Annotated in this window: 17 protein-coding genes and 3 pseudogenes; 6 read left to right on the forward strand and 14 right to left on the reverse strand. The window is 73.6% G+C overall.

The window, feature by feature from the left end; all coding sequences use genetic code 11:
* Positions 1-5: 5 nt before the first annotated feature.
* Complete coding sequence (locus OG900_00525) at positions 6-839, reverse strand: alpha/beta hydrolase (GenBank protein WUH88758.1); 834 nt, start codon at positions 837-839, stop codon at positions 6-8.
* Positions 840-1,161: 322 nt separating this feature from the next.
* Here OG900_00525 and OG900_00530 point away from each other — a divergent pair.
* A pseudogene (locus OG900_00530) lies at positions 1,162-1,503 on the forward strand (transcriptional regulator).
* Positions 1,504-1,842: 339 nt separating this feature from the next.
* Here the strand turns inward: OG900_00530 and OG900_00535 are convergent.
* From OG900_00535 to OG900_00555, 5 genes and pseudogenes are all read right to left on the reverse strand, one after another.
* Complete coding sequence (locus OG900_00535) at positions 1,843-2,796, reverse strand: hypothetical protein (protein WUH88759.1); 954 nt, start codon at positions 2,794-2,796, stop codon at positions 1,843-1,845.
* A gap of 513 nt (positions 2,797-3,309) precedes the next feature.
* Positions 3,310-3,501 (reverse strand): annotated as a pseudogene (locus tag OG900_00540) (NIPSNAP family protein).
* A gap of 128 nt (positions 3,502-3,629) precedes the next feature.
* The gene (locus tag OG900_00545; protein WUH88760.1) at positions 3,630-4,424 is read right to left on the reverse strand and encodes a maleylpyruvate isomerase N-terminal domain-containing protein; all 795 of its coding nucleotides are present in this window, start codon (positions 4,422-4,424) and stop codon (positions 3,630-3,632) included.
* Between the two features lie 9 nt (positions 4,425-4,433).
* Complete coding sequence (locus tag OG900_00550; protein WUH88761.1) at positions 4,434-6,269, reverse strand: MFS transporter; 1,836 nt, start codon at positions 6,267-6,269, stop codon at positions 4,434-4,436.
* A complete protein-coding gene (locus OG900_00555; GenBank protein ID WUH88762.1) occupies positions 6,266-6,874 on the reverse strand; it encodes a helix-turn-helix domain-containing protein in 609 nt (202 codons plus the stop codon). The genes OG900_00550 and OG900_00555 overlap by 4 nt, the downstream gene beginning before the upstream one ends.
* Before the next feature lie 325 nt (positions 6,875-7,199).
* Here OG900_00555 and OG900_00560 point away from each other — a divergent pair, with 325 nt between their 5' ends.
* Positions 7,200-7,793, forward strand: a complete 594-nt coding sequence (locus tag OG900_00560; GenBank protein ID WUH88763.1) for a TIGR00730 family Rossman fold protein — start codon at positions 7,200-7,202, stop codon at positions 7,791-7,793.
* A 70-nt stretch (positions 7,794-7,863) separates the two neighbouring features.
* Here OG900_00560 and OG900_00565 read toward each other — a convergent pair whose 3' ends face one another.
* The 7 genes and pseudogenes from OG900_00565 to leuC form a co-directional block, all read right to left on the reverse strand.
* A complete protein-coding gene (locus OG900_00565; protein WUH88764.1) occupies positions 7,864-9,090 on the reverse strand; it encodes a class I SAM-dependent methyltransferase in 1,227 nt (408 codons plus the stop codon).
* Complete coding sequence (locus tag OG900_00570) at positions 9,087-13,094, reverse strand: amino acid adenylation domain-containing protein (protein ID WUH88765.1); 4,008 nt, start codon at positions 13,092-13,094, stop codon at positions 9,087-9,089. The genes OG900_00565 and OG900_00570 overlap by 4 nt, the downstream gene beginning before the upstream one ends.
* Positions 13,091-14,359 carry a M20 family metallo-hydrolase gene (locus tag OG900_00575; protein WUH88766.1) on the reverse strand — a complete coding sequence of 423 codons (1,269 nt, stop codon included), beginning with the start codon at positions 14,357-14,359 and terminating at the stop codon, positions 13,091-13,093. The genes OG900_00570 and OG900_00575 overlap by 4 nt, the downstream gene beginning before the upstream one ends.
* On the reverse strand, positions 14,356-15,444 hold the full coding sequence (locus OG900_00580) for a branched-chain amino acid aminotransferase (protein ID WUH88767.1): 1,089 nt from the start codon (positions 15,442-15,444) through the stop codon (positions 14,356-14,358). The genes OG900_00575 and OG900_00580 overlap by 4 nt, the downstream gene beginning before the upstream one ends.
* A 49-nt stretch (positions 15,445-15,493) precedes the next feature.
* A complete protein-coding gene (locus OG900_00585) occupies positions 15,494-15,820 on the reverse strand; it encodes a nuclear transport factor 2 family protein (protein WUH95570.1) in 327 nt (108 codons plus the stop codon).
* Between the two features lie 111 nt (positions 15,821-15,931).
* Positions 15,932-16,546: pseudogene (gene leuD, locus OG900_00590) on the reverse strand (3-isopropylmalate dehydratase small subunit).
* A gap of 74 nt (positions 16,547-16,620) precedes the next feature.
* Entirely contained in the window at positions 16,621-18,000 is a 1,380-nt protein-coding gene (leuC, locus tag OG900_00595) for a 3-isopropylmalate dehydratase large subunit (protein WUH88768.1), read from the reverse strand.
* A gap of 213 nt (positions 18,001-18,213) precedes the next feature.
* On the opposite strand from leuC, the gene OG900_00600 reads away from it, so the two are divergent.
* Positions 18,214-19,209 carry a TauD/TfdA family dioxygenase gene (locus OG900_00600; GenBank protein ID WUH88769.1) on the forward strand — a complete coding sequence of 332 codons (996 nt, stop codon included), beginning with the start codon at positions 18,214-18,216 and terminating at the stop codon, positions 19,207-19,209.
* A 103-nt stretch (positions 19,210-19,312) separates the two neighbouring features.
* Here the strand turns inward: OG900_00600 and OG900_00605 are convergent, their stop codons facing one another.
* The gene (locus OG900_00605) at positions 19,313-20,479 is read right to left on the reverse strand and encodes a pyruvate carboxyltransferase (protein ID WUH88770.1); all 1,167 of its coding nucleotides are present in this window, start codon (positions 20,477-20,479) and stop codon (positions 19,313-19,315) included.
* 237 nt (positions 20,480-20,716) lie between these two features.
* Between OG900_00605 and OG900_00610 the strand changes: the two genes are divergently transcribed.
* Genes OG900_00610 through OG900_00620 form a run of 3 tightly spaced genes read left to right on the forward strand, consistent with a single transcriptional unit; the run spans position 20,717 to position 24,022 of the window.
* On the forward strand, positions 20,717-22,000 hold the full coding sequence (locus OG900_00610) for a glutamate synthase-related protein (protein ID WUH88771.1): 1,284 nt from the start codon (positions 20,717-20,719) through the stop codon (positions 21,998-22,000).
* On the forward strand, positions 21,978-22,193 hold the full coding sequence (locus OG900_00615; protein WUH88772.1) for an MbtH family protein: 216 nt from the start codon (positions 21,978-21,980) through the stop codon (positions 22,191-22,193). Before OG900_00610 ends, OG900_00615 begins: the two co-directional genes overlap by 23 nt.
* Positions 22,194-22,198: 5 nt before the next feature.
* Positions 22,199-24,022: a non-ribosomal peptide synthetase gene (locus OG900_00620; GenBank protein ID WUH88773.1), complete on the forward strand. Its 1,824-nt coding sequence runs from the start codon at positions 22,199-22,201 to the stop codon at positions 24,020-24,022.
* Positions 24,023-24,026: the final 4 nt, after the last annotated feature.

Below are 24,026 nucleotides of genomic sequence, written 5' to 3' on the forward strand. Positions count from 1 at the left end.
CGGCCCTAGGCAAGGGTCAGCGTCCTGGCCAGGAAGGGCAGGGCCAGCGCGACGACCTTCTCGGGTGTCTGGGCGTGCATGTAGTGGCCGGCGCCCTCGATGACCGCCAGTTCGCCGAGGCCCTGGGGCAGGTCGGCGATGATCCGCTCGCCCTCGGCGCGCGGGTCGGCCCAGTCGGGGTCGGCGCTGCCCTCGATCACCAGGACCGGGCAGGCGACGTTGGGCAACTGCGCGCCGGCGTCGGCGGCGGACTGGCACATGGCCTGCAGAGCCTTCATCCGGCCGGGCTCGCTCATCTTGGCCTCGATGCGGGCCAGTTCGCCGTCCCAGTCGGCGGGCTTGGCCGGGTACGCCAGGTCGAGGTACTTCTTCCAGGCCGGCAGGCTTCCCAGCAGGGCGACCCGCGCCATCCGGGTGGCACCGGACCGGTAGCGCTTCACCCGCATTAGTCCGCCGAGGTCGTTCAGCTGTTTGCGGGTGAACGGTGCCAGTTCGATGACGCCGGCGATCAGGTCGGGCGCGGTGGCGGCCGCGATGGTCGCGGCTCCGCCGCTCATCGACTGGCCGATGATGACGGCCGGGCCGCCGAGGAGGCGCACCAGGGCGACCAGGTCGCCGGCGATGTCGGAGCGGCTGTAACCGTCCCAGCCGAGGCTGGAGTCGCCGCAGCCACGCACGTCGACGTTCGCAACCCGGTAGCCGGCCGCGGCCAGGGCCGGAGCGACGAAACGGTAGGAGTGCCGGCTGTCGCCCAGGCCGTGTGCCAGAACGACGAGAGGGCCCTCACCGATCAGGTCGTAGGCGATGGTGTTGTCGCCGATGGTCAGGTGCTCGGTCATGACTTCCTCCACTGGATTGGCTAACTGCATTAACCATAAGCTAGTGGCGTTAGCCATGTCAACGCACCTCCCGGTCATCGGCTGGTTCCGGCACCCGAGGGTGGCGGTGGGTTTCGGGCCCGGCGCGAGGTAGGACGCGCTCGGCGCCCAGCGCGAAGCCGGGGATGGACGTGCCGGCGAACTCGCCACGACCGGGGTTCTCCGGCGCGAAGTCGATCAGCGCGGACGACGCGCCGCGGTGGCGCCTCCGGCGCCGACGCCTTGGACGAAGCCGACAATCGATCGTCCGTTGCCGGGGGTAGCCATCGGTGGCCGGGCCGGGAACCGGTCGGTCGAACTCGTCGGCGAGCTGTCCCTGGCCAGCAACCGCTTCCGCACCCTGTGGGCACGGCACGACATCAAAGCGCTCGGCTGCACCAGCACCGTCAACCATCCGGTCGTGGGCGAACCGCGCCTCAACCGCGAGAAGCTCGCCGTCGGAGACCTGCTGCTCGTGCTCTACTACCCGGACCAGGACAGCGACGCCGCCGAGAAGCTCCACCTGCCGGCCTCCCTCGCCCCCGCCGGCGGGCAGCAGCCCGCTGCCGCCGTCGACCCGCCGGCAGGCCGCGACGTCGACGCCTGCCACCAGTCGCAGGGCGGCCGGGGCCGACGCAGACCGTGACGCCCTGCTCGCTCCGACCGTTGCCGAGGCGGTCACAAGAGACTCGGGGCGTGCGGGTCCTGGCTGCGTGGCGCTCGGTCGTCGCGGGAGAAGCCAGGCCGACCGTGAGCTTGGACGACCCCGAGTCCACGCCCGAGCCGGTGGAGAGGTTCAGCCGAGACGGCAACGAGGATGTACGGCACCGGGCTTGCGTCCGACCCGCGCCTTTCGCCCGCGTCAGCGGTCCGGCTGCCCGGCTCCGGCCCCGAAGCCGGGGCCGCCGGCAGTTGCCCGCCGGGAGAGGACGGCCGGCCTCCCGGTGGGCCCCGGGTTTCGGGGCGCACCGGGAGCGGGGAGCGGTCAGCCCACGGCTTTCCAGTGGTCGTAGGTGCTGATCATCTGATAGCTGCGGGTCGGGCAGTAGAAGGCGCTGTTCGGCTGGTCGTAGTGAGTGTCGGAGTTCGCGGAGGTCGCGGTGGACCAGGTGCCGTTCTTGCGTACCGCGATGTTGCTGGACTCGAAGGTCAGGCCGGCCATGTCGTCGCAGGAGTACGCTCGTCCGGATGTGCCGACCGAGGAGTACAGCTCCTCGATGTCCCAGCCGTCGGTGCGCCCGGACTGGTTGGTCCCGGACTGCGTGAAGAGGGTGTCCCACCGGCCGGCCGCGTAGTTGTAGAGCGCCGCGGTCCAGGTGTTGCCGGAGGCCGGGGTCTTGACGACCCGTCCGGTGTAGGCACCGCTGCCGTTCGTGTAGGTGCTCAGGAAAGAGCTGTTGATGGGCACCGAGGCCGCGAAGTTGACGCTCCGGCACCAGTCCCAGGCGGATACGGAGCGGACAGTCGGCGTGTAGACCGTGACCAGTTCGACGCAGGAGCCGCCGGGCGGGTACATGGTCGGGGTGTAGATGGTGGTGGCGCTGTTCCTGACAGTGAGCTGGGTGGAGACCGACTGCGTGGCGCAGGAGCCGTCCGAGCCGGACGCCGACTTGAAGGCGGTGCCCTGCGCCGGGTGGATGCTGACCAGCGGCCGGACGGCGGCGCCGCCGGCTCCGGCGCCGAGCGGGCCCTTGTCGGGGATCCCGTACTGCGCGCGGTGCTGCGACGTCAGGGGGGAGAGCAGCCGGTGCACCTCGTCCTGGGACAGGGCGCCCCGGACCGACTGACCGGACACCGCGGTCGAACTGCAGACGCCGACCGCCGCCGGGCCGAGGCCCGCGGCGTCCGGAGAACTCGCGGCGGCGGTGCCGAGGCCGCCGCCCAGGACCAGGGCCGCGCCGGCGGCGAAGATCGCTGCTGCGGTTTTCGGGCTTCTCACGCTGATGAGCTCCTCTCGGGAGGGTGGAGCACCTGACCAACATGCTCATGACAACGCATGGGAGTGCAAAGGAGAAGCCATCTGTCGGCCGACATCCGCGCAGAAGCAGCAGAAAGCAGAAAGCAGAACACACGAGCGGGGGTGAGGCGCGCCGGGTTCTCCTGCCCGGCGGCGTCGGAAAAGGGGGCAACGCACCTCTGCGGACCGAACCGGTGGCCGTGCGCCTCATCGCCACCGGTACGAACCTCTGCCAGGCCGGCAGCCGGTCCTGGCGGCCGGTGGTGGTGCGCGGGAACTCCCCCGCCGGGGCGTCTGTCGACCAGGATCGTCACCAGCGTGTGGGCCCGCTCGCGCCGGCGGCGCAGCCGGTAGGCGCTCGCGCGCAGTTGGGCCCGCAGAAGAAGCGGCGCCGACGCACCGGTCCGGCGATGCAGTTCCTCACGTCGCGCCGGTCGCTCAGGACTGGGCGTCAGCTCCTGCCCCTGAGCGACGGGACCGCAGGGGCAGCGCCGGCTACCGGCGCAGCGGCTGCCTCTGATGCGCGCGGCGGTCAGGGGCCTCGGGGAGCAGGGGGCGCATGAAAGTGCGTTCGTAGCGCAGGACACAGCCGCTGTCGTCCCTGATGCGGTCGGCTTCGATGAAGTCGGGGTCGCGGCCGAACAGGGTGCGGTACTCCTCGTACGCGGCGAGGCTGGGGAAACTGAAGGCAGTACAGCGCCTCCTGCGCCCACCGGCCGCCCCTGTCCCCGCCAGCAGCAGCGAGCAGTGCCCCCCGGCCGCGTGGGCGGGCGGGGCACGGGGGGGTCGTGCTGTGGGGGCGGTGGCGGTGCGGACTACTGCTCCGGGTCCCAGGCCACCAGCTGGTCGAAGATACGCTCGTTGCCCTCCAGCTTCAGGGAGTTGAGCGGAATACGGCCGTAGAAGCCGAGGACCAGCTCATTGGCCGTGCCTCGGGCGGAGGCGTCGGCCGCGTCCGGCTCCTCGCCGGCGGTGGGCCCGGTGCCGGATCCGGGCAGGCGGTCGAGCCGCGCGCCGTCGCCGGAGAGCCGGTTGCGCCAGGAGCGGCCCTCGGCGGCGTGGTAATCGACACGGGCGGGCTCGTGCGGCCAGGCGACCGTCGTCGTGCAGATGGTCGACAGGAACTCCTCGACACCGTCGAGTGCCACCTCGTCCGGCAGCGGCTGCGGGGCGCCCACGGTGAGCTGGGCGTCGTAGGTGTGCACCGCGATCTCCTGGAGCTGGTGCCGGGCGACGGCGCCGCAGGTCCGCGGCGACTGCGACCTGCCCCACCACGTCCAGCAACCGCGGTCCGGGCCGGCCTCCCGCAGCGCGTCCAGCAGTTCCTGCGTCGATGCGGTCAACCAGGCCGGCAGGGCCTGGCGTTCCCGAGGCGCGGACGCGTCGCCCCGCGGGGCGGACTTGGCCGCGGCGTCAGGTCCCGCGGCGATGGTCGCGGCCCAGGCGCGGCGCCCCTCGCCCAGGTGCTGCACCAGATCGAACAGCGTCCACTCGGGACAGGTCGGCACCCGCACATCCAGGCTCGGGGCGGCGGCGACCGCGGCGCGGAAGGCGGCCGACCGTTCGTCGATGAGTCGCAGCAGGTCGGGGAAGTCCAGAGTGTTTCGCACGCCGGATGTCTACCACTGTGCCCCGGGCGACCGCATGCGGATTCCCACAGCCGACGCGGCGGGCGCGCGGCACGGGCCGCGCACCCCCGGACGGCGCGGTGTCCCCGTTCTCATCGACGCGGGAGGTGCCCGTTGTGAACGGTGCGGGCATTGCTCCGGGTGGCGGAACCGGACCGCCGGCCAATCCGGCGGCCAGGCCCGGCCCGGCCGCGCGTACCGCGCCCCGGCCACGCCCCCTTCCGCTTCCGCCCGCCGGCGCAGGCGCCACCAGCGCCGACGCCCCCGCGCGAGCGGGCCGGGCCGGATCGGTCCTGCCCGCCTCCTACGGGCCCGGATCGATCCTGCCCGCCTCCTACGGGCGATGCCACGTCCCCCTCCGTCGCGTGCGCGTTGCCGGCAGTGCACCGCTTGTGCTGCTCCGGCGGGAGCCGTCGGATCCCAGGAGGGCAGGGGCGCGCCGTCAGCGGGGGGTGGTGGCGGGTGCCGAGTCGGTGGCGGGGGGTGGGGATTGGGGGGGGGGGTGTGCGCTGTGCGGTCTTCGGGGGTGTTGCGGGTGCCCAGGACCAGCAGGGTGGTGAGGCCGGCTGCCAGGTAGAGGAGGGCTTGGGCGTTGAGCAGGGGGACGGGGCCCAGGCGGTCGGCCAGGAGGCCCGCGAGGGCCATGCCGATGGCCTGGGCGCCGTTGAAGGCGGTGTAGAAGGAGCCGAGTGCGCGGCCGAGGTGTCCGGGTGGGACGCGTTGCTGGACCATGCCCAGGATGCCGGCGTAGTAGATGCCTCCGGGCAGGCCGACCACGGCGAACAGGCCGATGTAGACGCCGAACGCGGTGGTGGTGGGTGCGTTCCAGATCAGCAGGGCGAGGACGGAGAAGCTGAGGGCGCCCCAGGTGATGAGCGGTTTGGGGTGGACGCGGGTGCCCAGGACGCCCAGTGCCAGGCCGCCCGTGATGCCGCCGATGCCCTGGACGCTGCGCAGCACGCCGATCTGGGCGTCGCTGCCGTGCAGCGTCTTGGCGACGAAGACGACGAACAGGACCACGAACAGGCCCTGGCCGATGGCGCAGAGGATCGCGGACAGGAAGGAGAAGCGCAGCCGGCGGTCGTCCAGGATGACCGCGACGCCCTCCCGCCAGTGCCGGGCGACCTGGCGCAGGCGTGAGGTGCCCGGTCGGCGGGTCGCGGTGGAGGGGTCGGGCGGTGCCGGCCGCGCGGGTGCGGTGGCGGGGGTGGTCTCGGGCCGGCGGATGCGGCTGACGACCGCGGCTGCCAGGAGCAGGCCGGCGACCGAGGCCGCGGCGACCGGCCGGAGCCCTCCGGCGACCATGATGCCGCCCAGCAGGCTGCCGCCCAGCCGCCCGAGGTTGGAGTTGAGGACGACGAGGTTGCTGGCCGCCACGCTCTGTCCGGGGTCGACCAGGTCCGGCAGCAGGGCGTTCTTGGAGGTGAGGACGAACTGCGCGCAGACGGCGCGGCCGGCGATCACGGTGTAGACGAGCCAGAGCAGGTGGCCGGGGGAGACGAGGAGCAGCAGGGCGACCAGGGCCGCGTGGAGCAGGGTGCAGCCGAGGAGCAGGTTTTTGCGGTCGTAGCGGTCGGCGGCGACTCCGGCGAGGGAGCCGACCAGGATGCCGGGGGTGAGTTCGATCAGGAAGGCCAGGGAGGTCGTCCCCGCCGAGCCGGTCATGCGGTAGACGAAGATCGGGATGGCGGTGACGAGCATCCAGTCGATCGTGTCGTCGATGAGCCCGGCCGCCCACAGTGCCCGGAAGCGCGGGTGGCGTATCGGGGAGTTGCGGGCGGTCCCGGTGCGGTCGGGGGGCTTGTGCCTGCGGGGTGTCGCGCTCACCTGGGCTCCTCGGGGCGGTGGAAGGCCTGGAGGCTGAAGCTGATCTCGGATGCCTGGGGCGGGGCCTGCTCGCGGTTGGTGACGATGTACGGCCGCACGAGCAGGTCGATGACCGAGACGAGGTGGACCAGTTCGTCCGGGGTGAGCGTGAGCGCGTAGGTGTCGAACACCGCTGCTCGCTGCCAGGGTTCGTCCAGGGAGCCGAAGCTCGCGAGGAAGGACCTGGCCAGGCGGGTGAGTTCGCCCAGTTCGGCGCCGATGACCGCGGAGTGGGCGGCGAGCGCCTCGGGCCCGTCGCCGTCCGGCAGGAAGTCGAAGCCGGTGGCCACGGCGCGCCAGGGCCGGTCGCGTGCGTCCGCGCCCTGTTCGGCCTCGGCCCGCTCCACGAGTCCGTACCGGTGGAGGAGGCGCAGGTGGTAGCTGCAGTTGGAGGCGGAGTCGCCCGTCGCCTCGGCGCACCGGCTCGCGGTGGCCGGTCCCGTCCGCATCAGGTGGTGGAGCAGGCGCAGGCGCAGGGGGTGGGCGAAGGCGCCCAGGACGCGCACGTCGGTGATCGATACCCGGCCGGGTCCGGTTCCGGGGTCCGCCTGCGGTATGAAAGACATCTTTCAATAGTGCGCCGGTGTCCTCGGCTCCGCAAGCGTGCCGCGCGGCACGGGGTGCTTGAGCAGGCCGTTTCCCGGAGGCCTGCGTGGAGGTGCGTTTCCTTCCGCGGAGGGGGAGGCGGGTTGTGAAATATGTGTTTCATGTGTCGGGGTCCGAGGGGTTCGGGCGGGCGCCCCGTGCGGGGTCGGCGTGTCGGCTCCTCCCCCGCCGCTCCCCGCTCTTCCTCCCGCGGTGGAAATCCGTTCCGCTCCGCCGAGATGTCCGCGTGGATTGGCTAGCCTGCCGGAAAGGACCCCTGGAAGACGAAGAGGAAAGGGTTTCGATATGGCTTTCTCACCCTCGGGTGCGCGCCGTGTCGGCGTGCTGTGCGGATCGCGCGGCGGGCGGACCCCGCTCTATGTGGAGGCCGCCGCCGCGCTCGGCGACGCGCTCGGGCGGCGGGGCGCCGACCTGGTGTACGGGGCGGGCGGCTCGGGTGTCATGGGCGCCGTGTCGCAGGCCGCGTACCGGGCCGGTGCGAGGGTGACCGGGGTGATCCCGCACGCCCTGCACGAGCGGGAGCGGGCCGTCGAGGCCTGCGGCGAGGTCTTCGTGGTGTCCAGCATGCACGAGCGCAAGGCACTGATGTACCGGCTCTCGGATGCTTTCCTGGTGTTGCCCGGTGGATTCGGCACCCTGGACGAATTGATGGAGGTGGCGACCTGGAACCAGCTGGGTTATCACCGGAAGCCGGTCGTGCTTGTCAATGTGGGGGAATTCTTTCAGCCGCTGATATCGATGCTCGACCGGATGGAGGAGGAAGGGTTCTTCACGGCCCGGGAGCGGTCCATCGTCCGGGCCGCGGACGGTGCGGACGCGGCCCTGGACCTGCTGGGCCTGCCCCGCCCGGCGTCCGCTGAGCCGATGGTGCCCGCCTGAGAGCCCGCCGGGAGCGTCTCGCGCCGCGGCCGGCCGGCGCGCACCCGCGCCGGCCGCACGGCCGTCCGCCTCACCCGGGGTGGGTCACCGCTCTGAGGTGCGGGAAGGAGGGCGTGGTGAGGCGGATGCGCAGGTCGCGGAGCTCGTCGCGGGCCGGCGGGCCGCCGCGGGCGGCCAGCAGCTCGCGCAGCGGGCGCGTGCCGTCCGCCTCCGCCGCCAGCCATGGCGCGACCGGCGGCGGGCCGGTGACCAGGGGCTGCGGTGCGTCCAGGGGCCGGTAGCCACCGGAGCGGCCCATCACCCACACCCGCTCGCTCGCGGTCACCGGGGCGAACACGGCGTCGAGGAACGCCTCGTCGCGGTCGGCCTCGCGCAGGGCGGGGAGCGGGTTGTCCGTGCGGCGCAGGTAGAACCACAGCAGCGGGCTGCGGTCGACGCTGAGCGCCTGGGTGACCTGCCAGCGCGTCACGTCGTCCAGTGCCTCGCTCCGGCGCAGCAGTTGGCCGTCCGCGCAGGGTACCCGCCAGTCGTACAGGTCGAGTCCGGTGGCCAGCGGGCTGGCGCAGGGCGCCTCCAGGGCGAGGCCGGCCGCGCGGGCCGTCTCGTGGAGGCTGCGGACGGTGAAGTTGCGCTCGCAGGGGTTGAGCCAGCTGTCGGCGAACTGCTCCTCCGGCTCGCCGAGGTCCGCGCGCAGCCGGCGGGTCAGTTCGCTGTCCCGGGTGAGGGAGCCGGCGGCCCGGCGGGCGAACCACAGGTCCTGTTCGCGGCCGAGCAGCCGCATGGCCTCCTGGAACGCGGTGATCTCTCGCCTGTGGTAGGTGTTGTAGACCATCAGTTCCAGTACGCCGGCGGGCTTGAGTGCCGCGGCGAGGCGGTCCAGGAGCAGTCCGGGGTCGGGGTGGTGGTGGATGACCCCGGTGCACACGACGTAGTCGAACTCCTGGCGGTACCCGGCCTCGCTGATGCCCTCCTCGCGCAGGGTCAGGTTGGGTGTGCCGAGCTGGTCGCGGGCGGTTCGGCACAGGTTCAGGGAGTCGGTGGAGACGTCGCTGCCGACGACCTCGGCGCCGGGGAAGCGCAGGGCGACGATGAGTGCCTGGTTGACTCCGCAGCCCGGTACCCAGATCCGCGCGTCGCGCGGCATCCGGCGGTGGGTGAAGTCGCCCAGTTCCTGGGCCAGGAGCGCCGGGTGGAGGCCGGGGTCGTCGGGTGCGGTGAGCCGGGTGGCGTGCCAGGGGTAGGGGAACTCGGAGTAGAACTCGCCGATGGTCTGTTCGGCGTCGGCGTGCGCGGTCATGCCGTGCCCTCCCCGTCCCCGGTGATCAGTTCCCGCAGTGCCGCGGCCGAGGAGGCGGCGGCGGGCAGCCGCATCATGCCGAGGTGGTCGCCGCCCACCTGGATGTGCTTGACGGGTCCGCCGGCGTGCTCCTGCCACTTGGCGACGAGCAGGATCTGGTCGTCCCCGTCGCGTTCCTGTGAGGTGAGGACCGTCATCGGGCCCTCGTAGGAGCCGACTTCGTAGCCGCCGAGGGTCTCCAGCTGGCGCTGCCAGATGTACAGCACGTCCTGGGGGAAGAGGGAGTAGTCGCGGCAGGTGGACGGGTCGATGCCCATGGCCTGGAACAGGTCGCCGCGCAGCACGGCCTGGAACTCCTCCTCCCGTTCCTCGTCCCCGGCCAGGCCCAGCCGGGAGCGGATGCGCCGCAGTTGGCGTACGTACTGGCGCCAGCGGGTGTTCTCCTGCGGCGGGCTGGGGTCCAGGAGGACCAGGTGGCTGACCTGGCCGCCCAGCGCGCGCAGCCGGCGGGCGGTCTCGAAGGCGATGACGCCGCCCGCCGACCAGCCGACGACGTTGACCGGTCCTGGCACGGCTTCGCGGATCTCGGCGGCGTAGCGGGCGGCGGTGTCCTCCAGCCGGTCGTCGCCGTCGGGGCTCTCGCCGCGCAGGGCGCCGAGGGTGAGCCCGTAGAGGGGGGCCTGGCCGCTGAGCATCTCGACGAGGTGGCGGTAGCAGAAGACGGTCCCGCCCAGCGGGTGGACGAACACGGTGGGTGTGCCGTCGCCGCCGGGGGCGAGCTGGGACAGGCTGTGGCCGCCGGCCGGGCGTGCCCCGTCGGTGACGGCGGCGGCGACCCCGGCGACGGTGGGGTCCTGCAGGAAGCGGGCGAAGGTGAGGTCGGCGCCGAGCAGGCCGCGCAGCCGGGCCACGACGGTCAGGACGAGCAGGGAGTTGCCGCCGAGCCCGAAGAAGTTGTCGTCGGGTCCGAAGGCGTCGGGGGCCAGGCCGAGGACCTCGGCCCAGGCACGGCTGACCGCTTCCTCGGCGGGGGTGCGCGCCCCGCGGGGCGCGGCGGGGCCGCTGGTGCCCCAGGTGGGCTGCGGGAGCCTGGACCGGTCGACCTTGCCGTTGGCGTTGAGCGGGACGCGGGCGAGTTCCAGGAACCGGGCGGGCACCAGGTGTGCGGGCAGGGTGTGGGCGAGTTCCGCGCGCAGGGCGTCGGCGTCGAACGCGGTGCCGGGGTCGGGTACGACGTGGGCGACCAGGGCCCGGGGTCCTGAGGGGGTGCCGGCGGTGGTTACGAGGGCCTGGCGTACGCCGGGGACGGCGGCCAGGGCGGCCTCGACCTCGCCGGGTTCGATGCGGTAGCCGTTGATCTTGACCTGGTGGTCGGACCTGCCGAGGAACTGCGCCTGTCCGTCGGGCAGCCAGCGGCCCAGGTCGCCGGTGCGGTAGAGGCGGGCGCCGGGCGGGCCGAAGGGGTCGTCGACGAACCGTTCGGCGGTGGTCTGCGGCCGGTTGGCGTAGCCGCGGGCCACGCAGGTGCCGCCGATGTGGATCTCGCCGGTGACGCCGGGTGGCACGGGCCGGCGGTCGTCGTCGAGGACGTACATGGTGGTGTTGGGGATGGGCCTGCCGATGGGCAGGGTGGCGGGCTCGTCGCTCTCGCGCGTGCCCGGGGCGGCGGGGGGCGGAATCTCGTACGCGCTGTTGGCGACGGTCGCCTCGGTCGGCCCGTACTCGTTCAGCAGGGGCAGGTCGGGGGCGAGCGCGCGCCAGGCGGTCAGCGCCGCGGGCGGGAAGGCGTCGGCTCCGACGACGAGCAGCCGGGCCAGGCCGCGGGCCTGGCCGGGGGTGAGCTGGGCGGTGAGCAGTTCCAGGTGGCCGGGGGTGAGTTTGACGAAGCTGTAGGGGGCTCCGGCGGCCAGCACCTCGCCGAGGCGGTCCGGTGGCAGGCCGTCGGGGGCGAGCGCGACGGCCTGGCCGGTGAGCAGCGGGGTGTACAGGTTGGGCACCACCATGTCGAAGGCCATGGACGAGAACAGCGGTGCCCCGCCGTCGCCTTCGGCGGCGTAGCGGCGCACGCACCAGTTGAGGAAGTTCGCGAGCCCGCGGTGCTCCACCAGGACGCCCTTGGGCTTGCCGGTGGAGCCGGAGGTGTGGATGACGTAGGCGAGCGCGTCCGGGCCCGGTCCGTCGGGCAGGTCGGTGCCGGGGTGGGCGGCGACGGCGGCCGCTGCCTCGTCGAGGACGACGACGCCGACGCCGAGGGCGGCGGCCCGTCCGGCCAGGGCGGACTCGGTGACGACCAGGCGCGCCCCGCTGTCCTGGGTGACGAACTCCAGGCGGGGGTCGGGGAAGGCCGCGTCCAGGGGCACGTAGGCGGCTCCGGCCTTCCACGCGGCAAGGCAGGCCACCACCAGATCCGGTGAGCGGTGCAGCAGCAGCGCGATCCGGTCGTGCGGGGTCACGCCCCGGGCGCGCAGGTAGCGGGCCAGCCGGTTGGCCCGCCCGTTCAGCTCCTGGTAGCTCAGCGTCCGCCTGTCGCCGCCCAGTTCGCGTACCGCGACGGCGTCGGGGGTGGACCGCGCCTGCTGTTCGAAGAGGCGGTGCACGCAGGTGTCGGCGGGGGCCGTGCGGCCGCCGTCGGCGAAGGCGTGCAGGACGTCGTCGCGGCGGGCCGGCGACATGACGGGCAGGTCGTCCAGCGCGGTGCCGGGCGCGTGGAGTGCGGCGTCGAGCAGGGCGGTGAACCCGTCGGCGAGGGCGCGGACGCCCGTGTCGTCGCAGGCGGTGGTGCGGTAGGTGAACTCGCCGGTGAGTCCGTCGCCGTCGGGCCTGAGGGCGAGCATGAGGTCGGTCTTGGGGGCGTGGTCGGGGAAGCGGAAGGGCGCCGCCGCGCAGCCCGGCAGGCGCAGGGCGGGCGCGGGAGCGTGGTCGAGTTCGAAGAAGACGTTGAACAGCGGGTTGCGCAGCCCGGAGGAGGAGGCGGTGCGCACGGTGTCCAGGACGTCCTCGAACGGCACCCGCACGTGCTCGAAGGCGTCCAGGACGGTGTCGGTCGCCGTGTCGACGGCGTCCCGGAAGGCGGTGCCGGCGGGGGTGGCGGTGCGCAGCGCGAGGGTGTTGAACAGCGGGCCGACCACGTGCTGGGAGTCTTCGGCCAGCCGGGTGGAGGCCGTGGTGCCGACGGTGACCTCCTCGGTGCGGCACAGACGTCCCAGCAGCGCGGAGAACGCTGTCAGCAGCACGGTGTAGCGGGTGGTGCCCGCTTGGCGGGCGAAGGCGTCGACGCGCCGCAGCAGGGCGGGGGGGACCGGGAAGGTGTGGCCGGCGCCGTCCCGGCCGGTGCGTCCGGGGTGTCCGGTCAGCGGCAGGGCCGGCGGGGTCACGCCGTCGAGGCGGCGGCTCCAGTAGGCCAGGCCCTCGGCGTGTTCGGCCTCGGTGACGGCGGCGTGCCGGTGGTAGTCCGGGGTGTCGTCGTGCGTGCCCCGCTCCGCGGGGACGGGATCGTGGGCGCCGCCCGCGGCCGTGCGCCGCGCGTAGGCGCGGCTCCAGGCGTCGTACAGGAGCCGCACGGAGTCGCCGTCGCACACGGCGTGGTGCAGGTGGAGTGCGACGATGTGGTCCTCGGGTGCCAGGCGCAGCAGCATGGCGCGCAGCAGGGGGCCCCGCTCCAGGTCGAAGGGGACGCGTGCGGTCTCGGCGACGAGGTCGCGGGCGGTCGTCTCGGCCTGGGCGGTGGGCAGGCCGGCGAGGTCGGTCTGTGTCGGGGTGGCCGTCAGGTCGGGGTCGACGACCAGGGACAGGCCGCTTCGGCCGTAGCGGGCGAACCGCGACCGCAGCAGGGGCTGCCGGTCGGTCACGTCCCGCAGTGCCTGGTCCAGTGCCGCGGGGTCCAGCGGGCCGGTGAGGCGTGTCGCGGTGGAGACGGTGAACTCCGACCCGATCGGGTCGAGTTGGGAGGCGAGCCACATGCCCCGTTGGATGGGGAGGGCGGGCACGCGGGTGGCGGTGGTCATGTCGTGGTTCCCTCCAGCAGGGTGCAGCCGAGCAGCACGCCCGCGCCGCGGACGAGGTCGGCGGGCGCGGTGTGTTCGTCGGGGGCGTGGCTCGCGCCGTCCTTGCTGGGCACGAAGATCATTCCGGTCGGGGCGACACGTGCCATCCACTGGGCGTCGTGGCCCGCGCCGCTGGGCAGGGTGACGCTGGACAGGCCGAGGGCGTCGGCCGCCCGGCGCACGGCGGCCCGCCGGTCCGGGTCGCACAGGGTGGGGCTCACCCGCTGGACCTCGGTGACGTCGAGGGTGGTGCCGGTCGTGCTCCCCACCTCCCGCGCCTCGGCCCGCAGCCGGTCGAGACCGGTCTGCAGGCTGTCCTCGGACATGTCGCGCAGGTCGACGATCAGGCGGGCCCGGCCGGGGACGACGTTCCACGCCCCGGGCCAGACCTGGCAGTCGCCGACGGTGGCCACGCGGACGGCGCCGCCGGGTCCGGTCAGCGAGGGGACGGCGACGGTCAGGCGGGCGGCGGCCAGGAGCGCGTCGTGGCGGTCCGCCATGGGGGTGGTGCCCGCGTGGTTGGCCTGCCCCCGGACGGTGACCTCGGCGGTGAGGCGGCCTGAGATGCCCTCCACGATCCCGATGTCGGTTCCGGAGCCGGCCAGTACCGGGCCCTGCTCGATGTGCAGTTCGAGGTAGGCGGCCACCGAGCCGGGGTCCCGGCGCACATCGGCGATGCGCCTGCTGTCGCCCCCCGCCGCGTCCAGGACCTGGGCCAGCGAGCGGTCCTGCCCGGCGACCTCCAGGTCCAGCTCGCCCGGTCGCAGGCAGCCCGCGACCGCGCGGGAGCCGAACATGGCGGGGGTGCCGGTGGTGCCCTCCTCGTTGCTGAACGCCATCACGCACAGCGGGCGGTCCAGCACTGTGCCGTGCTCGTGCAGGGTGTGGGCGACCTCGACGGCCGCGAGCACCCCGTAGGCGCCGTCGTAGGCGCCGCCGCCGGGCACGGTGTCCAGGTGCGAGCCGAGGACCAGGGGCCGCCCCGTCCCGTCGCGCCCGCGCCGGGTGCCGACCAGGTTGGCGGCGGCGTCGATGTGCACGTCGAGGCCGGCCTCCCGCATGAGCCCGGCCACGAGCTCCTGGCCTTTGACGTCCTCGCGGCTGAACGCGCGGCGCGTGACGCCGCCCTGGCCGGTGGCGCCGATGGCACGCAGCCGTTCCAGGTTCGCCAGCAGCCGGCCGGCGTCGACGCGTGCGGGCAGCAGCGGTGCGGTCGTCGTGGTCATCCTCGCCGTCCCTCCCCCACCGGGTGCCGCCAGCGGTGGATGTCGGGGACCAGCCCGTGCTGGTGGGCGCGCAGGCGCTCGCGGATGCCCCGGGCGACCGGCCCGGGGGTGCCGTCGCCGATGCGCCATTCCTCGCCGCCGTCGCGGACACCGCCGACGGCGGTGACGACGGCGGCGGTGCCGCAGCCGAAGGTCTCGGTGATCAGGCCCGACTCGCAGCCGGCGCGCCACCGGTCGATCGCGACGGGCTCCTGGACGACCCTGTGGCCGAGCTCGGTGGCGACGGCGATGACCGAGTCGCGGGTGATGCCGGGAAGGAAGGTCCCGCTCAGCGGCGGGGTGACGACGGTGCGGTCGGCGCCGTGGCCGCGTACGAAGAACAGGTTGGCGCTGCCCATCTCCTCGACCCACCGGCTCTCCCTGGCGTCCAGCCAGACGACCTGCTGGGCGCCGGCCCGCCCCGCGGCGAGCTGGGCGGGCATGGTGGGGGCGTAGTTGCCGGGGGTCTTGGCGCTTCCGGTGCCGCCGGGGAAGGCGCGGGGGTAGTCGCGGCAGATCCACGCGGTCACCGCGTCGGCGTCCTGGCCGAGGTAGCTGCCCATGAGGAAGGAGATGAGGACCACGGTGTAGGCGCGGGCGGGGCGCGGCACCAGGTTGGCCTCCGAGGCGAACATGAAAGGCCGCAGGTACAGGCTGTGTCCGGGCCGGTCGGGCACGGCCTCGCGGTTGGCCTCGACCAGTTGCTCCAGGGCGTCGACGAAGAGGTCCTCCGGCAGCTCCGGCATGGACAGGCGGCGGGCGGAGCCGCGGAAGCGGCGGGCGTGGTCGCGGGGCCGGAAGATCGCGAAGGAGCCGTCGGGCTGGCGGTGCGCCTTGAGGCCCTCGATGATCGACTGGCCGTAGTGCAGCACGGCGCTCGCGGGGGACACCGACAGGTTCTGGTGCGGGCCGAGCGCGGGCCCGGTCCAGCCGTTGTCCTCGGTCCACAGCAGGGTCACCATGTGCGGTGTGAAGTCGCCGATCTCTGCCTTCTCGATGCCGGCCTCGCCCCTCACGGTGGCGGGTGCGGCGGTGCTGACGGTCATGTGGGTGTCCTCACGTGCTCGGTGACGGGGCAGCCGCGGGCGGTGGCGGTCAGAAGTCGCAGACGAACAGGAAGGAGTCCCGGCGGGTGAACAGCCCCCCGGGGGCGAGCTCGAAGATCTCCGCGAAGCGGTGGGCCTGTTCGCGGCCGTCGGCGAGGTGGCCGCTGAAAGTGCCGTCGACGGCGACGGCGCCGTCGCTGAGGAGCACCCGGGCCAGGGTGTGGGTGCCGTCGGCGATGGTGCGCTTCTCGCGGTAGTACGACTCGATGGCGTCGCGGCCGGCCAGGGGCGGGCCGCCGGGCCGGTGGTAGACGGCGTTCTCGTCGAACAGTTCGGCGAAGCCGGCGAAGTCGCCCTCGTCGATGCGGCGGTACATGGCGTGCACGGCTTCCTCGGGTGACACGGTCTCCTCCTGGGCGCGACGGCGGCGCCGCGCGCCGCGGGGACCGGCGGCGGGCAAGCACACCGCGGTCGTCGGGGTGGGCGCCCGGCGCTCCTCGTACGCGCGGACGTCGTTCTCGTGGTGCAGGGTGGCGCCGATGGCGTCCTGGCCGCGCAGCAGCCGGATCCGGGTGTCGGCGTCGAGGGCGAAGGGCTGGACGAGCCCGGCGGCGGTGACGGTGAGGTCGCCCAGGTCGATGCGGACCTCGGTGGCCGGGTCCTCGTCGAGGGCGTGCCACAGGGCGTCCACGAAGCCCTGCGGCACGGTGACGGCGTACAGGCCGTTGAGCCAGGCGTTGGCGCGGAAGATGTCGCCGAAGCGGGGCGAGAGGACGGCGCGGATCCCGTGGTCGGCGAGCGCCCAGACGGCGGCCTCGCGCGAGGAGCCGGTGCCGAAGTTCTCGGCGGCGACCAGGACGGTGGCGCCGCGGTGGCGGGGGTCGTCCAGGGCGAAGCCGGGTTCGGCCCGCCGGTCGGCGAACAGGCCCCGGGCGAAGCCGGTCCGCTCGGTGTTCGTGCAGAACCGCGCGGGAATGATCTGGTCGGTGTCCACGTCGCGGATGCGCACAGGGACCGCCGTCCCGGTGTGGGCGGTGGCGGGCGGGCACGGGCCGGACGCGGGGACCGGGGACCGGGGGGCAGGGGGCGCGGACGCGGTCACGGGCGTCTCCTCTCAATCGTCGTCTGCGGCGGCGGGGCAGTGGGCGGGGCAGTGGGCGGGGGGCGGCACGGCCCTCACAGGTCGCCGGGTGCCGCGATCCGGCCGCGCACGGCCGTGGCCGCGGCGACGGCCGGCGAGACCAGGTGGGTACGCGATCCGGCGCCCTGGCGGCCCTCGAAGTTGCGGTTGGTGGTGGAGGCGGACCTCACCCCGGCGCCGAGGCGGTCCTCGCCCAGGCCGACACACATCGAACAGCCCGGCGCCGCACGGAAGTCGGCCCCGGCCAGGGCGAAGACCCGGTCCAGGCCCTCGGCCACGGCCGCCTCGCGCACGCGTGCCGAGCCGGGTACGACGACGGTGTCGACCCGGACCCTGCGGCCCTCAAGGACGACGGCGGCGGCCCGCAGGTCCTCGATGCGGCTGTTGGTGCAGGACCCGATGAACACGGTGTCGACCGCGATGTCCCGCACGGCGGTGCCCGGGGCGAGGCCCATGTAGTCCAGTGCCCGGCGCGCGGCGGCGGCCTCGGCCTCGTCGGACAGGTCGCACGGGTCGGGCACCCGGCCGTCCATCGGCACGCTCTGCGCCGGGTTGGTGCCCCACGACACCCGCGGCAGCACGCGCGTGCCGTCGATCTCGATCTCGCGGTCGAAGACCGCGCCGTCGTCGCCGTGCAGCGCCAGGCCGTCGTAGCGCCCGGCGTCGCGCGGCACGGTGTGCGCCAGGTAGTCGCGCGTGACCTCGTCGGGGGCGACGAGCCCGGCCCTGGCGCTCATCTCGACGGCCATGTTGCACAGCGTCATCCGGCCCTCCATGGACAGCGCCCGCACGCCGGGCCCGCGGAACTCCACGATGTGGCCCTGGGCGCCGCCGGTGCCCACCCGGTTGACCACCGCCAGTGCGAGGTCCTTGGCGGTGCTGCCCGCGGGCAGGGTGCCGGTCACGGTCACCGCCATGTCCCGGGGCCGGGCCAGCGGCAGCGTCTGGGTGGCCAGGACGTGCTCCACCTGGCTGGTGCCGATCCCCAGGGCCAGGGCGCCGAACGCGCCGAGGGTGGTGGTGTGCGAGTCGCAGCACACGGCGGTCATCCCGGGCCTCACCAGGCCGAGTTCGGGCCCGATGACGTGGACGATGCCCTGCGAGGCGGTGCCGAGCCGGTGCAGCGGGATCCGGAACTGCGCGCAGTTGCGTGCCATGAGGCGGCGCTGGTGGCGCCGCGCGGCGTCGGGGTCGACCCGGTCGACCGCGGTCGTGGGGGTGGTGTGGTCCTCGGTGCCCACGGTCAGGTCGGGCCTGCGCACCGTGCGGCCGGCGGCCCGCAGCCCGGCGAAGGCCTGCGGGGTGTTCACCTCGTGCAGCAGGTGGAGGTCGATGTAGAGGAGGTCGTTGCCGGCCCCGGTACGGCGCACGACGTGCTCGCGCCACACCTTCGCGGCCAGTGTCTGGGGTGCCACGGCGGATACCTCCGCATCCGTGATCTCTTCGTCCGGCGCGTTCCCGCCCGGTGCCTCCGGCGCAGGAGGCACCCGGTCGCTTGCTGCGACTCATCGAAACACCCCGGGCGCGCACCGGAATCGACAGCCGTGATGAACTCACTCGCCCCCGGGTGGAGTCCGCTCGGCCGGTCGACCGATGATTCGCGCGGAACACCGGCGGACGATGAGGGAATGGAACCCATTCATGTACTCACCCCGGCCCAGCACGGCGAACTCCTCGCCGTGCTCGGGGCCGTACCGGGAAATCCGTACCGGAACCACGAGGAATTCGTCGCCGGCGTGGCACAGGTGGCCGCTCCGCCGTTCCTGGTGGAGGTGTGCACGCGTATCCGGCAGGACCGGCACAGCGGGCGCAGCGAAGCACACGTGATACGGAACTGCCCCGTCGACCCGCACGTGCCCGAACTCGACCTCGACGATCCGGTGGCGGACAAGTACCGCAAGAAGACGACCTTCGTCGGTGAGGCGTTCCTCGCCCTGATCGCCCGGCTGACCGGCACCCCGCTGATGGCGTACGGCAGCCGGAACAACGGCGACTTCTTCACCGACGTCATCGCGATCAACAAGTACAGCGGCATGAAGACGGGATTCAGCGACAGCGAGCTGCCCTTCCACAACGACCGCACCGCGCACTGGGCGCGTGCGGACCACATCGCCCTGCTCGGCATGCGCTGCCCGCAGGACGAGGTCATCTACACGACGTTCGTCGGCTGCCGCGAACTGCTGCGCAACCTGTCGGAACAGGACCAGCGGATCCTGCGCCGGCCGTACTTCACGACGTCCTTCGACGTCTTCTCACGCGACACCAACAGCAGCCAGCGCTCTTCCGGCGCACACCCGATCCTGGAGGGCGACCACTCGATCCGCTACCTGGAGACGACGACGTCGGTGGTCCCCGAGGCACCGGGCGTGGCCAAGGACGCGCTGCTGGCGCTGAAGAACGCACTGGTGGTCGCCGACAAGCAGCGCCACCGGATGCGCGACGGGGACCTGCTGCTGTTCGCCAACCAGGACGGTCTGCACAGCAGGGACCGCATCGAGATCCTCGACGCCGAACGGGCGGCCACGCGCTGGCTGCTGAAGACGTACGCCTTCCGCGACCGCGCGGCGGCCGACCGCTACGCCGACCGCTGGAAGGACGGGGTGCGGGGCCTGATCGACGACTGACCGCCGCGGTGGCCGACGCCGTCGGGCGGCAGAGGGGGGCGGTGGGAAGCGGACCGCCACGTCCGCTTCCCACCGCCCCTTCCCGCAGGCGGCGGAGCCCGCCTCAGCGGCCCGCCCCGACGGTGAGCAACTCCTCGGCGAGCCGCCGCCTCAGCACGGAGATGTCCTCGCAGTCGCCCCCGGTGCGCTCGCTGATGTGCCGCCGGTACAGGTCCTCCACCTGGTCCTCGCCGAGGTCGACGCCCATCGTGTCGAGCAGGTGCCGCAGCACCGCGCGGCCCGAGTGGCGGGCGATGAGCATGGAGCGCTCCCGGCCGAAGCGCCCTGGCTCCACGAACTCGTAGGTGGACGGGTCCCGCAGGATCCCGGCCTGGTGGATCCCGGCGGCGCTGCCGAAGGCGTATGCGCCGAAGATCGCCTTGTTGCGCGGCTGGTCGAGTCCGATGACGCGGCGCAGCGCCGTGTAGGCGGCGTACATGGCGCTGGTGTCGATGTCCGTGTACAGGCCGAGCGAGGCGTGCTTGTAGGCCAGGATGGCGACCAGTTCCTCCAGTGCCGCGTTGCCGGCCCGCTCCCCGATGCCGCCGAGCGTGGTCTGCACGCCGTCGGCCCCGGCCTGCAGCCCGGCCAGGGTGTTGGCGGTGGAGAGCCCGAAGTCCTCGTGGCAGTGGGTGAACACGCTCACGTGCGGCGGGGCCCAGGAGCGGACCTTGCCGATCATCTCGCCGTACTCCTGCGGCGTCATGCAGCCCGAGGTGTCGGCCGCCACGACGCAGGTGATGCCCGCGTCCGCGCCCGCCTCGATCTGGGCGCGCAGCAGGCTGTCCGAGCCGCGCGAGGAGTCTTCGAGGCCGAGCGAGACGCGGGGCACGCCCAAGCCGCGGGCGTGCCGCACGGATTCGGTGATCTCGTCGATCGACTCCTTGCGGGAGATGCGGCGCTTCCGCTCCAGGTGCAGTTCGCTCGAGGTGGCGAGGATCTGCACCTCGTGCCGGCGGGTGCCGCCCGCGGCCACGGCGCAGTCGATGTCGGCGCGCACGGCGCGGCAGAAGGTGGTGAACCAAGCGCGTGTGAGGTTGCGGGAGATGAGGCGCGTCGCTTCGGCCTCCGAGGGCGAGGAGGCGGGGAATCCGGCCTCGACGACATCCACTCCGAGGGCTTCGATCCGCAGCGCGAGTTCCAGTTTCTGCTGCGGGGTCATGGAATTGCGCGGCGCCTGCTCACCGTCCCTCAAAGTGGTGTCGAAAATCGAAACTCGACGTTCTTCCATCGGTAGCCCCTTTCGCGGCCTTCCAGATGCCCTCATCGACCCATGGATGCGGAGTTCCGGTCAATCATTCTCGCGTGCAACTCCTTCCACCCGGAGGGGAGAAAGACCACCGCGGGAGACACCTGGGCCTCTTTCAGAGGAAGTTGCGGCCGGATGCTCCGGGCGCCGCCCGCCCCCGGGCTACGTTGGTGCCACCCGATGCGACGGGATCTCGCATTCCATTACGGGAGGCCCCCGATGAACGGCATGCTGCGCGCGCCAGGATTTCCGGAGGCCGCTGTGCGCGAGCGCGCCCGCACCGGTATCGAGGCGGCCTTTCCCCCGCTGGACGGCTACGGCAGCACGCTCTACGGCAGCGGCTGGACGGGGCCGGCGCGCGGCGACGACCCGCTGGAGCGGCTGCGGCTGCTTCCGCCGGTGTTCATGGAGCAGCGCCTGGAGAAGCTGATCGACCTGGGGCGCGAGCCGATGCCGTCGGACGTGGACCTGGAGACCGTCATCGGCGGCTTCCCCTCCCGGCTCCCCTTCTACGTCTCGGCGTTCGGGTCGACCGCGGCCGCCCGCGGCGACCTGGGCACCTCGCTGGGCAGGCAGGCGGGCCGGCTGGGGATCCCCCTGGTCGTCGGCGAGAACGTGGTGCCGGTCATCGGCTACGGGCGCCTGGGCGGCCGGCCCGCGAAGGCGCTGCTGGCGCGGATCGAGGCATACGGGCAGGAGAGCGACGGGCGGCACGGGGGGATCGTGGTGCAGCAGAGCACCGAGGACGCCGACGCCGAGGTGTGGAACCTGGTCTACAGCGATCCGGCGGCCCGTCCGTTCCTGGAGGAGGGCCGGCTGGCCTTCGAGCTGAAGACCGGGCAGGGCGCGAAGCCGGGCCTGGGCGGGATGACGCTGCTGGGCACCGCCGCGGCAGCGGCGGTCGAGGAGCAGTACGCGCTGCTGGCGATGCCCGGCGACGGCCGGATGCTGCGCGCCTCCAGTCCGGGCACGTACACCGAGGAGATCCTGCGCCAGCAGATCAACCTGATGCGCAACAACTACCCCCGCGCCCGGGTGTGGGTGAAGCTCCACCCCGGCCGGGACGTCGGCGCCGCCGCGCGCGTGGCCTGGGAGGCCGGCGCGGACAGCGTCACGGTGGACGGCGCCGAAGGAGGCACCGGCTGGGCGCCCGGCGCTTTCCTCGACCACGTGGGACTGCCGCTGTTCGACTGCCTGCTCGCGGCCGGCCGGGGGCCCGGGTGCCTGCTGGCGGGCGGGCGCGTGTGGGAGGGGACGCGGGCGGTGAAGTGTCTGGCCCTGGGAGCCCGTGCGGTGGGCCTGGGCCGGGCGGCCCTCGTCGCCGCCGACGAGGATCCGCAGCGGGGACTGCTGCGCCTGGCGGCCTGTCTCGACCTGGAGGTGCGCATGCTCATCAGCGCCCTCGGCAAGTACGACACGACCACGGTGAACAGGGACGACGTCGGTCCGCTGCCGACCGTACACAAGGAAGAGGTATCCCATGACGCATCCGTTCGAGGATGACTCGGCCCCCTACCTGGTGCTCGCCAACGACCAGGAGCGCTACTCGCTGTGGCCCGCGCAGCTCGCCGTCCCGGACGGCTGGCGGGTGGTGCTGACACGGCGCGACCGGGCGGCGTGCCTGGAGTTCGTGGACCGCCACTTCACCGTGGTCGCGGCCCGTGCGGGCGAGCCGGCACCCTCCCCGGCGAGGTGAGCCCGGTGACGACCCTCGCCGACCTCGTCGCCGGCCAGGCGCAGCGCACCCCGCACGCCGCGGCCGTGATCGCGGACCGGACCACCCTCGACTACGCGACGCTGGCCCGCCGGACGCGGGAGGTGGCCGGCGCGCTGCGCCGCGACGGCATCGGGCCGGGCAGCGTGGTGGCGGTCCGCATGGACCGCTCCCCCGACCTGGTCGTCGCCCTGCTGGGCGTGCTGAGCGCCGGCGCGGCCTACCTGCCGCTCGACGCGAACACTCCGCCGCGCCGCGCCGCGCTGATCCTCGACGAGGCGGCCCCGGACCGGGTACTCACCGCACTGCCCGCGCCGCACGCCTCCGGGGACGACGACCGGGGGGAGCCGATACGGCCGGCCCGCGCCCAGGACCCCGCCTACGTCATCTACACCTCCGGGTCGACCGGGCGCCCCAAGGGCGTCGTGGTGCGGCACGAGGCCATCGTCAGCCATCTGCGGTGGATGCAGCAGGCGGTGCCGCTGGAGGCCGACGACCGGGTGCTGGTCAAGACGCCGGTCAATTTCGACGCGTCCGCCTACGAGTACCTGTGGCCCCTGCTCCACGGCGCCGCGGTCGTCGTCGCGCCGCCGGGCCTGGAGCGGGAACCGCACGGGCTGGCCGACCTCATCGCACACCGGGCCGTGACCACCGTGCAGTTCGTGCCCTCCATGCTGCGGCTCTTCCTGGACGCGCAGGTCACCGACCGCTGCCGTTCGCTGCGGCGGATCCTCTGCATCGGCGAGGCGCTGCCGGTGTCCCTGCGCGACCGCTGCCTGCGCATGCTGGACGCCGAGTTGCACAACCTGTACGGGCCGACCGAGGTGACGGTGGCCGCCACCGCCTGGCACTGCCGTCCGGGCGCGGACCCGGACAGCGTGCCGATCGGCGTCCCGGTGAGCGGCACCGGCGCGCACGTCCTGGACAGGCGGCTCGCCCCGCTGCCCCCCGGCGTGACAGGCGAGTTGTACCTGTCGGGCGTGCAGCTGGCCGAGGGCTACCTCGCCCGGCCGGGGCTGACCGCGGAGCGGTTCGTGGCCAGTCCCCTGGGACCGCCCGGATCCCGGCTGTACCGCACCGGGGACCTGGCCCGGCGGCGGGACGACGGTGTGCTGGAGTACGCCGGCCGGTCGGACCGCCAGGTGAAGCTGCGCGGCCAGCGCATCGAACTCGGCGAGATCGAGGCGGTGCTGTCCGCTCATCCGGCCGTCGCGCAGGCGGCGGTGGTGTGTGCCGGGCCGCCGGGCGGCGATCGCTGGCTGGCCTGCTTCGTGGTGCCCGCGCCCGGCGAGCCCGTGCCCGGCGGGCAGGCGCTGGGCGAGCATCTGCGCGGTTCGCTGCCGGAGTCGATGGTGCCCACCGCGTGGGCCGTCCTCGAGCAGGTTCCGCTGACGGGCAACGGCAAGCTCGACCTGGCCGCGCTGCCCGCCCCGCCCCGGCCCGGCCCGGCGACCCGGCCCGGCGGTCGGGCACCGCAGGCGCGGCCGGTCGAGGGAGGGCTGGAGGCGTGGCTGTGTGCGACGGCCGAGGAGGTGCTGCGCCTGGCCGCCGGGGACGCGGCGCCGGACCGCTCCTTCATCGGTCTCGGCGGCGACAGCCTGGCGGCCATGCGGCTGGTGAACCGGGCGCGTGCCCGCGGCATCGTGATCACGGTGGCCGATGTCATCGGGGGTGACTCGCTGGCCGAACTGGCCTCCTCCGCCGCCGCCTGCCAGGCCACGGCGCACGACCCGGGTGCGGAGCCGGAGCTGCTGCCCGATCTGGCCCCAGGGGAGTACGCGTCCCTGGCGGCGCAACTGCCGCGCGGCTGACCGC

It is taken from the genome of Streptomyces sp. NBC_00433, from assembly GCA_036015235.1.
In the GTDB taxonomy this organism is placed as follows: Bacteria; Actinomycetota; Actinomycetes; order Streptomycetales; family Streptomycetaceae; genus Actinacidiphila.

Coding starts and splice junctions, on each gene's coding strand:
- OG900_00525 (WUH88758.1), bottom strand. CDS start 839: ATGACCGAGCACCTGACCATCGGCGACAACACCATCGCCTACGACCTG.
- OG900_00555 (WUH88762.1), bottom strand. CDS start 6,874: ATGTCTTTCATACCGCAGGCGGACCCCGGAACCGGACCCGGCCGGGTA.
- OG900_00560 (WUH88763.1), top strand. CDS start 7,200: ATGGCTTTCTCACCCTCGGGTGCGCGCCGTGTCGGCGTGCTGTGCGGA.
- OG900_00565 (WUH88764.1), bottom strand. CDS start 9,090: ATGACCGCGCACGCCGACGCCGAACAGACCATCGGCGAGTTCTACTCC.
- OG900_00570 (WUH88765.1), bottom strand. CDS start 13,094: ATGACCACCGCCACCCGCGTGCCCGCCCTCCCCATCCAACGGGGCATG.
- OG900_00575 (WUH88766.1), bottom strand. CDS start 14,359: ATGACCACGACGACCGCACCGCTGCTGCCCGCACGCGTCGACGCCGGC.
- OG900_00580 (WUH88767.1), bottom strand. CDS start 15,444: ATGACCGTCAGCACCGCCGCACCCGCCACCGTGAGGGGCGAGGCCGGC.
- OG900_00585 (WUH95570.1), bottom strand. CDS start 15,820: ATGTACCGCCGCATCGACGAGGGCGACTTCGCCGGCTTCGCCGAACTG.
- OG900_00600 (WUH88769.1), top strand. CDS start 18,214: ATGGAACCCATTCATGTACTCACCCCGGCCCAGCACGGCGAACTCCTC.
- OG900_00605 (WUH88770.1), bottom strand. CDS start 20,479: ATGGAAGAACGTCGAGTTTCGATTTTCGACACCACTTTGAGGGACGGT.
- OG900_00610 (WUH88771.1), top strand. CDS start 20,717: ATGAACGGCATGCTGCGCGCGCCAGGATTTCCGGAGGCCGCTGTGCGC.
- OG900_00615 (WUH88772.1), top strand. CDS start 21,978: ATGACGCATCCGTTCGAGGATGACTCGGCCCCCTACCTGGTGCTCGCC.